The organism is Spirosoma sp. (assembly GCF_048594605.1).
Taxonomy (GTDB): Bacteria; Bacteroidota; Bacteroidia; order Cytophagales; family Spirosomataceae; genus Spirosoma.
Map to the genome: position 1 here is coordinate 1 of NZ_JBMDWV010000329.1, position 9,823 is coordinate 9,823.

The 9,823-nt window shown below is 51.1% G+C and carries 8 protein-coding genes; 1 reads left to right on the forward strand and 7 read right to left on the reverse strand.

Features of this window, described 5'->3' with window-relative positions:
- Nucleotides 1-125 precede the first annotated feature (125 nt).
- On the forward strand, nucleotides 126-926 hold the full coding sequence (locus ACOJS8_RS19940) for an aminoglycoside N(3)-acetyltransferase (protein ID WP_420150309.1): 801 nt from the start codon (nucleotides 126-128) through the stop codon (nucleotides 924-926).
- 52 nt (nucleotides 927-978) lie between these two features.
- Here the strand turns inward: ACOJS8_RS19940 and ACOJS8_RS19945 are convergent, their stop codons facing one another.
- From ACOJS8_RS19945 to ACOJS8_RS19975, 7 genes are all read right to left on the reverse strand, one after another.
- Nucleotides 979-2,466: an FGGY family carbohydrate kinase gene (locus ACOJS8_RS19945; RefSeq protein WP_420150310.1), complete on the reverse strand. Its 1,488-nt coding sequence runs from the start codon at nucleotides 2,464-2,466 to the stop codon at nucleotides 979-981.
- A 37-nt stretch (nucleotides 2,467-2,503) separates the two neighbouring features.
- A complete protein-coding gene (locus tag ACOJS8_RS19950) occupies nucleotides 2,504-3,970 on the reverse strand; it encodes a nucleoside hydrolase-like domain-containing protein (RefSeq protein ID WP_420150311.1) in 1,467 nt (488 codons plus the stop codon).
- A 144-nt stretch (nucleotides 3,971-4,114) separates the two neighbouring features.
- The gene (locus tag ACOJS8_RS19955) at nucleotides 4,115-5,095 is read right to left on the reverse strand and encodes an ABC transporter permease (RefSeq protein ID WP_420150312.1); all 981 of its coding nucleotides are present in this window, start codon (nucleotides 5,093-5,095) and stop codon (nucleotides 4,115-4,117) included.
- Between the two features lie 120 nt (nucleotides 5,096-5,215).
- On the reverse strand, nucleotides 5,216-6,727 hold the full coding sequence (locus ACOJS8_RS19960) for a sugar ABC transporter ATP-binding protein (protein ID WP_420150313.1): 1,512 nt from the start codon (nucleotides 6,725-6,727) through the stop codon (nucleotides 5,216-5,218).
- A gap of 88 nt (nucleotides 6,728-6,815) precedes the next feature.
- The gene (locus ACOJS8_RS19965) at nucleotides 6,816-7,448 is read right to left on the reverse strand and encodes a DUF2291 domain-containing protein (protein WP_420150314.1); all 633 of its coding nucleotides are present in this window, start codon (nucleotides 7,446-7,448) and stop codon (nucleotides 6,816-6,818) included.
- Nucleotides 7,449-7,454: 6 nt separating this feature from the next.
- Complete coding sequence (locus tag ACOJS8_RS19970; RefSeq protein WP_420150315.1) at nucleotides 7,455-8,408, reverse strand: D-ribose ABC transporter substrate-binding protein; 954 nt, start codon at nucleotides 8,406-8,408, stop codon at nucleotides 7,455-7,457.
- A 71-nt stretch (nucleotides 8,409-8,479) separates the two neighbouring features.
- On the reverse strand, nucleotides 8,480-9,823 hold a 1,344-nt coding region (locus ACOJS8_RS19975), incomplete at its 5' end, for a nucleoside hydrolase-like domain-containing protein (protein WP_420150316.1).

Genomic DNA, 9,823 nt, shown 5'->3' on the forward strand with positions numbered 1-9,823 from the left:
GATCCATGCTTGAGTCAGATTTAATTGGGTAGAGGCTTTGAGGAAGTCCTGGCAAAACTAGATTGAAGCTTGTTCAGGCAATACAAACCATTCGTCAGCCCGGATAGCCCGCTTCTTAAAACAGAATGATCCCTAAATCAAAACCTATCCCAAAACATACGGTTGAGCAGGATCTGGCTCAATTGAACATTCGGGGTGAGACACTGATCGTGCACTCCTCACTGAGCTCGATGGGTTATATTGTTGGCGGTCCGGTAGCTGTCATTCAGGCATTAAGCACTGTTTTGGGGGCACGTGGTACCTTGGTTATGCCTGGATTTACTTCCGATCTTACCAAACCAGAAGATTGTCTTAACGAAGACCTACCACCAGAATGGATGCAAATCATATCGGATCATTTACCTGCTTTTCAGGTCGACCTTACCCCAACCTACCAAATGGGCGTTATCCCTGAAACGTTTAGAAAAATGAACGGCACAAAACGCTCTGATCATCCCTGGGCTTCCTGGCTTGCCAGGGGGCCTCAGGCGGATTTTGTAACCCAGGATGGGGCTTATGATTTTCCGAATGGTGAAGACTCACCCCTGGGGCGCTTATATGCTTTGAATGCCTGCGTGTTGTTGTTAGGCGTCTCTTACGTTAACTGCTCGTGTCTGCACCTGGCTGAGATGCGGAATAAATTTGCCCCTCACAAACGGTACAAACGAGCATTCAGAGTTCTTCGAGACAACCAGGCGGAATGGCAGGAATTTGATGATATTTATTTGTATGATCAGGATTTCGAAGCAATCGGCGCGGCATTTGAACAGCAAACCAGCCAGGTTAGATTGGCTAAAGTAGCCTCAGCCAACATCAAGCTTTTTCGAGTGAAAGATCTGGTTGATTTTGCGGTTCACTGGATGAATGAGAATAGGAGTCTGGGGTAAGGTTTTGCATACGTAATGGAAAAGCCAGCTATTGCAGAAGGTGTGCCGAAGTTTAGGATTGATTTATTGCGAATTGCCATCCCGCGTAAGCGTCATCAATAACTGAACGGTTTTCAGCAGGCTGAATGGCTGTTTTTCCTGCGTTTAACAGCTGTAGGTGAGCTAAATCAGTATAAAGCCCTGTTTTTAATCCCGCCAGATAAGCAGCGCCTAAAGCCGATACGTCGGGCATGGCACGATTGACAACCGCTTTACCCAATACGTCAGCCAGAAATTGTGTGACAAATTGGTTGGCGCTGATACCACCATTTACCATCAGTTCTTCCAGCGGAATCCCTGTGTCCTGCTCCATCGCAACAATAACATCCTTGATCTGATACGGAATGGATTCCAGAGCTGCCCGGACAAGGTGATTTTTGGTCGAACCAAACGTTAGCCCTGATATGGATGCTTTGCGCGACATTTGCCAGTGTGGAGCGCCCAGGCCGCTGAATGCCGGGATGATATAAACCCCACCATTATCCGGAACGGCTGTTGCCATTGCCTCTGTTTCGCGGCTTTCGGCAAATAAGTCCAGGCTGTTTTTTAACCATTCAATTGTAGCCCCGCACGTAACGATCACTCCTTCGAGCGCGTAATCCACGCGGTTTTCGGTGCTCCAGCAAATAGTCGTCACCATGCCGTGTTGCGACGTAGTGAGCGTCTCACCGATGTTCATGATAATAGAACAACCCGTTCCCAGCGTAGCTTTGGCCGTGCCGGGTGTAAAACAGCCTTCGCCAAACGCAGCCGCGTGCGAGTCGCCAATCAGGCTGGTAATGGGCAGGATATGATCGAATAAGCCATTGAAATTCGACTCGCCGAAGAAGGCAGATGAAGGTTTTGGCTCGGGCAGATTCAGCTTCGATAAACCGAACGTAGCAAGTAGTTCGTCGTCCCAACGTAGCGTATTGAGGTTGAAAAACAGCGTTCGGGAGGCATTGGTATAATCGGTTAAATACTGCTTCCCATTCGTCAGTTTATAGAGCAGCCACGTATCGACCGTGCCGAAATAGGCTTTCCCGGCGTCAATAGCTTGGCGAACCGCCGAGTTGTTTTCGTACAGCCAGATCAGCTTGGTTCCCGAAAAATAGGGGTCAATAAACAGACCTGTTTTTGTCTGAATTGTGCCTTCTAATCCTTCCACCTTAAGTCGTTCACAAACGCTGATGGACCGCTTACATTGCCAGACGACAGCATTGTGTAAGGGCACGCCGTTCTCGTCCCACACGATGAACGTTTCGCGCTGGTTGGAAATACCGCAGGCACTAACGGCTTTCAGATTCCCGCCTTCAGCCGCGAACGTACCAATGCATTTTCCAACGGAAGTTAGTACGTTTCGGAAAATTTCTTCCGGGTCCTGCTCTACGTAACCGTCACTAAAATAGTTGGTTTTCAGGGGTTCCGACGCCCGGGCAACAACGCGTCCTTCTCCGTCGAACAAAAGCGTTTTGGTGCTGCTGGTACCCTGATCGATGGCTAAAATGTAGGAATTGGTCATGGAGAAAATAGCGCAAAATAGTCTAAACGATACGTTATCACTTTGGAAGCACCTCCACAACTACCCGTTTGTAGCGGGTGAGGGCAGGGGTGCCTTTGTCGGTGACGCGCAGGATGAAATGGATGGTTTGTGGTTTATCGACGGTGGGTGCTGTTACAGGTAAATCGTAGAGATTGGAGGCATATGGCCGGAAACTGACTGATCCCGGATACGTTCCTGCTTCCGGATACTGAAACCACAGATAACTCATCGAATCGCCGTCAGGGTCGGTGGTGCCTGCTGCGTTCAGGTGAAATTGCTCGCCCGATCTTACCGTCAGTTTATCGGCGTGTGCTAAAGCCGGTACGGGCGGATGGTTGGCTTCCTGATACGGTTTGGTACACCAGTCCATACGGGCCGCAAAATCGTTCTGAAAATCCTGACGCCACCGCCAGATGGTTGTCCGGATGCTTTTCGGTCCGGTAGGTTCGGCGGGTTCAAAATACGATTTTCTGGGTAAAGCGCTCGTATACAATGAATCGACGGCGTTGGTCCAGATGGGTCGGGTTTCGGGTTCTTCAGCTGGTGCATCGGCCGGTCCCATGCGTTGAGTTGTCGCTTTGAACGCCGGCTTTTCCAGTACGTAGCGACCGCCCCATCCGCCATAATCAGGATGTTCGGGCGTATTCAGACCGTTTGGTATCAATCCCAGAAACGCGGGCGTATCGCCTTCCATACCGTACGCTACGTCCGGGTATTGTGCCCCCATCGGCCCGTGCCCCTGTTGGATATGCTTTGCCAGCCAGTCGGCACTGACAAATTCGGGATGCGTGCCCGGCTCGGTCGTGTTGATCCCCCGCCACGTAGCGTTGGCATACCCATAGCCCGGACTACAGATAAAAAATACGTTCGGGAATGTTTTTCGTATCCAGGGGCCGGAATCGTCCTGATCGGAAATGGTGTACACACGCAGTTTTTGATAAAGTTTTTCGGCTTGTTCGGGCTTTCGGGTTTGCTTGATTTTCCAGAGGGCCTGCGCCAGCGTATTCGGACCGCCCCATACCGACACCCAGAGTGGCCGGGCATCGGGTTTGTCGAGCAGATTGATAAGCCATTCCGAGCCTTCCGAATCGTGCCCTTCACCGACACCTCCCATTCCGTACACTGCCAGACCTTTTTTGATACGTGTCTTCAAAGCCTGAGCCGTCGGATAGCCGGGTTCATGTTTGAGCAGATTCGGCTGAACTTTTCCGTAAGCGTCTATAATCTGGTGGATGGTTTCGGGAGCAATCCGTTTTTTCTGGTGGATAGACGTAGTGGCAATAATCCCTTCCATATCAAACTGATTTGCATACGTCAGCAAACGTACCAGCGACTGCGAATCGTCGGGGTCAGCTTCAATATCCGTCAGCACAACCAGCCTGGTTTTGGGTTCATTGGGTACCGATCTGGATTGTCCTACGCTTATTGAAGGCAGTAAACCCGCCATCAGAACGTAAACGAAAATCAACATAAATCGACTCATGGCCAGTAGGTTTGTTGTGTGTTAGAGATTTTTTGCTCCTACAGTTCTGTAACCCCTAAATCCCCTAAAGGACGGTCGGCCGCTGCCGGACTTTGTCCAAGTGCGAGCTAAGTCCCCTTTAGGGGATTTAGGGGTTACAGAACTTTACTCATTCTTCGAATTCGATTTATCAATAATTACGGCCAGCAGAATCACGAAGCCTTTCACGACCTGCTGCCAGAACGGCGATACGTTGAGCAGCACCAGGCCGTTGTTCAGCACACCGATGATGATGGCACCCTGCACGGTTCCGAGAATGCTGCCCCGCCCGCCCGACAGCGACGTACCACCAATCACGACGGCCGCAATGGAATCGAGTTCGTAACTGATGCCCGCATTGGGTTGAGCCGAATCCAGCCGCGACGTAACGAGCAGACCGCCCACAGCTGCCAGTGCACCCGCAAGGGTATACACCAGGATCTTGATTTTGTTGATGTTCACCCCCGATAGTCGGGCCGCACTTTCGCTGCCGCCAATGGCATAAACGTAGCGTCCGAAGCGGGTTTTGTCCGTAAGCAATACAGCCGCAGCGACAATAATTCCTGACACCCAGACCGGCACCGGAATACCCAGAAACCAGCCCGTTCCGAGAAATGTAAACGAGTCGCCCAGCCCCGTAATCGGAAATCCTTCGGTCCAGAGCATAGTCAGGCCTCGAGCGATGGTGAGCATGGCCAACGTAGCGACGAAGGGCGGCAGATTGAAGCGGGTAATGGCCCAGCCGTTGAACCAGCCCAGTCCTGAGCCGGTGAGCACACCCGCCAACGTAGCGCCGAGCAACGTAAAACCGATGAACAGATTGGCCGATGGAAGTTCGATGCCGTTACGTAGCAAACCCGCCGTAATGGCTCCCGACAAAGCCAGCACCGAGCCAACTGACAGGTCGATTCCGGCGGTGAGCACCACAAGCGTCATGCCCGTTGAGATGCAGACGTTGACAGAAATCTGACGTAGTACGTTCCAGAAGTTGGCGACGGTTAGAAATTTATCCGACATGAGACTAATGCCCAGACACAGAATGAAAAGGGCAATCAGCGATTGAAATCGGGTCAGAAACGGTCGGTAAGAAGTTGCGGTTAGTTGCATAGGAACTTAGAAAACTGTCAGAACACCCCAAAATCCCCTAAAGGGGACTTTGTCTGAGAATGAACCAAGTCCCCTTTAGGGGATTTAGGGGTGTTCTGCCTGTTGTAACATAAATTTCACTCATTCACTCATTGATTTCGGTATTGCCGCTTTCAAAATACGATCTTCAGAGGCTTCCTGAACGGACATTTCAGCCGTTAAAACGCCTTCGCTCATCACCAGAATCCGGTCGGAGATGGCCAGGATTTCGGGGAGTTCGGACGAGACAACGAGGATGCCCATGCCTTCATCGGCCAGTTGCAGAATCAGTTTATAGATTTCGTTCTTGGCGTTCACATCAATGCCGCGCGTCGGTTCGTCGAGCATCAGTAATTTTGGATGCGTAGCCAGCCATTTCGACAAGACAATTTTCTGCTGATTGCCACCGCTCAGGTTTTTGGCAGCCTGCTTCTCCGATGGCGTTTTGATCCGTAAGTCGGCAATGTATTTTTTCGCCAGCGTCGTTTCTTTTTGCCTACTCAGCAAGCCAGCCTGTTCAACGGTTTTTAGATTCGACAGACTAATGTTCGTCTGCACGTCGAGCCCCAGTACCAGCCCGTCTTTCTTGCGATCTTCCGGCACCAGCGCTAGCCCCGACTGAATCGCGTCAATCGGCGCTTTACACTGAATAGTTTGATCATCAATCGAAATGTCGCCACTGCTACGTTTCGGATGGAGGCCAAACAGGGTCTCCAGCAATTCCGTACGTCCCGCACCCATCAGCCCGAAAATGCCTACAATTTCGCCCCGGCCCACCGTAAACGAGATATTCTTCAGTTGATTGTCCTGAACACGAACCGGATGTTTCAGGCACAGATTTTCGACCGAGAGCAACGTAGCGTAGGGCTGGTCTGTCGATTGTCGACGGATGATGTTGATATCCCGTCCCACCATTTTCCGAATCAACGTATCGTGATCGATGCCTGCCATGCTGCCCGATTCGATGGATTTTCCATCCCGTAACACAACGTAGCGGTCGGCAATGGTAAACAGCTCGTCGAGCTTGTGCGAGATGTAAACAATCGCTTTGTTTTCGCGCCGGAGGTCGTTGATGATCTCGAACAGAACGGCCACTTCGCTATCGGTAATGGCCGAGGTCGGCTCGTCCATGATGATTACTTCCGACTCCACAAGCAACGCTTTGGCAATCTCAACCACCTGCTGCTGACCGACTTTCAGTTGCGCCACCAACGTATCGGGGCCGATCGGAAGTTTTAGTTTGTCGAGCAGTTCGCGGGTTTTGGTGCGCATGGCTTTCCGGTCGAGGGTGCCCCAGCGCGTGGTGATTTCGCGGCCTAAGAAAATATTTTCCGTGATGCTCAGGTACGGAATCATGTTGAGTTCCTGATGGATGATGGCAATGCCGCATTCCTGCGCATCGCGGATGGAGTGAAACCGAACCGGCTCCCCATTGAACTGGATCTGCCCTTCGTAATCGGAATAAACGCCCGACAGAATTTTCATCAACGTCGATTTTCCGGCCCCGTTCTCGCCAATCACCGCCGTTACGTTGCCCGCCAGAAACTCAAGACAAACCCCGGCCAGCGCAGTTACGCCAGCAAAACGTTTGGTAATCTTTTCGGCTACTAACATGGGCTTGGGATGTTTATGTGGTGTCGGTTTCTCAAAACCGACGCTATACCAGACACGGAAATGTCGATTTTGAGAAACCGACACCACGTTAATGGACTTCTACAGAAATCGGAATCACTTCCAGATTATTCAGATGCAAATATTCGCGATTCAACTCAATGGCTCCGACGAATTTGACCGTAGCGCCGGGCTTGGCAGAGGCTTTGAACGACGGCACGACCTGTTTACGGATAATGCTGTTCAACTCCGCCGATACGTTGTTGAGGTCCATTGTGTTATCAAATTCTGTGATTTTGATCAGACCCGACGCATCGCGGGCGGCATTTCCAAAAATGTATTCGGTCGCCACCTTCACTGTCTCGCCCGATGGCAACGTAACGCTCACGTCATCGTTGCCCACGCTGGTAATTTTGCCTTCGCCTTTAACCAGAAAATAACGGATGTTTCCGATGCCCAGCGCGTGCGAATACGTATCAAATCCTTTTGCTTTGTCGGTTTTGAGCAACGTAGTGAGCGTAGGTAAATCCGCAGCATTTGACGTAGCGGGAAGCAGTTTTTCCGTCCAGAATTTTTGGGCGTAAGCTGCAGCATTGAACGTACTGCCGCCGGTGGTACCTGCCGAAGCCTTCACTTCATCCAGCTTTTTGAAGTACACAGAGTTATAAGCAACAACCGCGATCAGAACCAGCAGAACGGCATAGTTGAGGGTATTTTTCGGCATGGCTTGTCAGGATTTTTTGGCAACCGGATAATCCTTAATGTTCGTCTGATCAACCCGTTCGACAGCTACGGGTATCTTTTTAGCAAAATCGCGTTTGCCTTTGAAGTACTCATCGGCAAGTTGCGCGGCTGTTTTGGCCATCGTCTGGGGCGACTGCAAACCTGTTGCCTTGATCTTCCCGTCGCGGATGGAGTTCAATACGTCGTCGGCACCATCAAAACCGAAAACACCGACGTCCTTCGCTTTCCCGGCGGCTACCAACGCCTGATACGCGCCCATCGCCATGGCATCGTTGCCGCAGAAAACCGCATTGATGTCGGGATGCGCCTGCAGAATAGATTCGAGTACTTCCATCGCTTTATTGCGGTCGAAATCAGCGCTTTGCTGGGCCACCATTTTAAAGTTTGGGTACTGATCCACGACGCTGTGAAAACCTTTCGAACGGTTCCAGGTATTGTTGTCGCCGACCAGCCCCAGAATTTCGACGTACTGAATCGGCTTGTCTTTCGCATTGCTACGTAGCGTCTGCACAAAGTATTTACCAATGGCAACACATCCTGAATAATTATCGGACAAAATCTGGCACGTAGCGGCCTGGGGCGAGTTGACTTCACGGTCCATGCAAAACACCGGAATGCCTGCATCTTTGGCTTTCATCGCATTCACAATCGAGCCGTCAGAATCGGTCGGATTGAGCAGAATCGCATTGAATCCCGACACAATCGCGTTCTCGAAATGGTCGCTTTCGAGGGCGGTATTGTTCTGCGAATCGAAGATTTTAGTTTCGTATCCCAACGCCTTCGCCTGCGCAGCCGCTGTTTCGGCCAGCACCACAAACCACGGATTGTTCAGCGTAGACACGATCACCGCTACTTTTTTAGGTGCGTTTGTATCGGATTTATTCGTACAACTTCCTGCCAGTAACAGAAGAATTGGTATCCAGAAAAAGAGTCTTTTCATAATGGATTTAGGAGTTGTTTTTGTCATTCCGACGATAGGGGGAATCTCAATTAAATCAGAATGACAAAATACTAGGGCATTACGGTCACAATAACGCGCTGATAACGTGTTAAGGCTGGTACGCCGGTATCGGTCACGGCCAGAATGACGTGAAACGTTTCGGGCTTCGTTACGGTCGGCGCCACGACAAAGGCATTTTTTTTCTGTTTATCCTGTATGTCCAATCCCCGGCTGTTGTCGAACGTACCGGGTTCGCGGTAATAAATCCAGTCGTAGGTGAGCGGATTCCCATCCGGATCGCTGGAGCCTTCGGCGCTGAACGAGACTTTCGCTCCGCTCTTGACCGTCAACTGATTCGCATGGCCCAGTTTGGCAACGGGTGGGTGATTGGCCTCTTTATAGGGTTTGATCGTCCAGTCGATTCGGGCCGCAAAATCATTTTGGTACGCTTTCCGCCACCGCCAGATCGTTGCTTTATTACTGGTATACCAGCCACTGTCAACGCCTACAACTTCATCTTCCGCATCCGACCAGAACGGGCGTGTTTCGGGCTCGTAGAACCACTTGCGCATGCGGGGGGTATAAAACTCATACCGTCCTCCCCAACTGCCATAATTCGGATGCTCGGGATCGCTTAAGCCGTTATTGATCAGGAACAGAAACGTCGGCGTATCGCCTTCCATGAGAAACTTCGTGAACGGATGCTCAGCGCCCAGCGGCCCGTGATTCTTGCGGATATTTTCGTCTAACCAGGGATTATCAACAATGCTGAAATCGGCACCCTGAAATCGACCGTGAAACTTGTCGCCACTGATACCGCTCCAGGTCGCGTGATGATACGCGCCACCCGCATGCATACCGGGACTGGCGATAAAAAACAGATTCGGAAAGGTCTTCCGCAGCCAGGGGCCCGAATCGTCCTGATCAGAAACGGTATAAACCCGCAGTTTGGCCACAAATTTATCAAGCTCTTCGGGCGTGCGCGTCTGACGAACTTTCCAGAGTGCCTGCGCCAGACAGTTGGCCCCGCCCCAGACCGGAATCCAGACGGGACGATCATCTTTTTTATCGACCACTGAAATAATCCATTCCGATCCTTCCGAATCTTTGCCTGGCCCAACGGCACCCATCCCAAAATTTTGATAGCCCGACTTGATAATGCTGGTCAGATACTCCGTTTCGGGATAGCCTTTTTCGTGCAGCAGCAGGTTGTTACGTACCTTGCCGTATGCCGTTACAATCTGTTTGATACGTTCCGGAGCAACCCGTTCTTTCTGGTGAACCGAAGTCGTTGCGATCAGCCCTTCTACGTCCCATTGGTTCGAATACGTCAGAAAACGTACCATCGACTGCGCATCATCTGGCTCATTTTCAATATCGGTCAGCACCAGAACCCTCAGTTTTTGAGGATTTGG

What these genes read in the sequence shown, in the direction of transcription:
- ACOJS8_RS19940 (WP_420150309.1), top strand. Translation starts at nt 126, where the DNA reads ATGATCCCTAAATCAAAACCTATCCCAAAACATACGGTTGAGCAGGAT.
- ACOJS8_RS19945 (WP_420150310.1), bottom strand. Translation starts at nt 2,466, where the DNA reads ATGACCAATTCCTACATTTTAGCCATCGATCAGGGTACCAGCAGCACC.
- ACOJS8_RS19950 (WP_420150311.1), bottom strand. Translation starts at nt 3,970, where the DNA reads ATGAGTCGATTTATGTTGATTTTCGTTTACGTTCTGATGGCGGGTTTA.
- ACOJS8_RS19955 (WP_420150312.1), bottom strand. Translation starts at nt 5,095, where the DNA reads ATGCAACTAACCGCAACTTCTTACCGACCGTTTCTGACCCGATTTCAA.
- ACOJS8_RS19960 (WP_420150313.1), bottom strand. Translation starts at nt 6,727, where the DNA reads ATGTTAGTAGCCGAAAAGATTACCAAACGTTTTGCTGGCGTAACTGCG.
- ACOJS8_RS19965 (WP_420150314.1), bottom strand. Translation starts at nt 7,448, where the DNA reads ATGCCGAAAAATACCCTCAACTATGCCGTTCTGCTGGTTCTGATCGCG.
- ACOJS8_RS19970 (WP_420150315.1), bottom strand. Translation starts at nt 8,408, where the DNA reads ATGAAAAGACTCTTTTTCTGGATACCAATTCTTCTGTTACTGGCAGGA.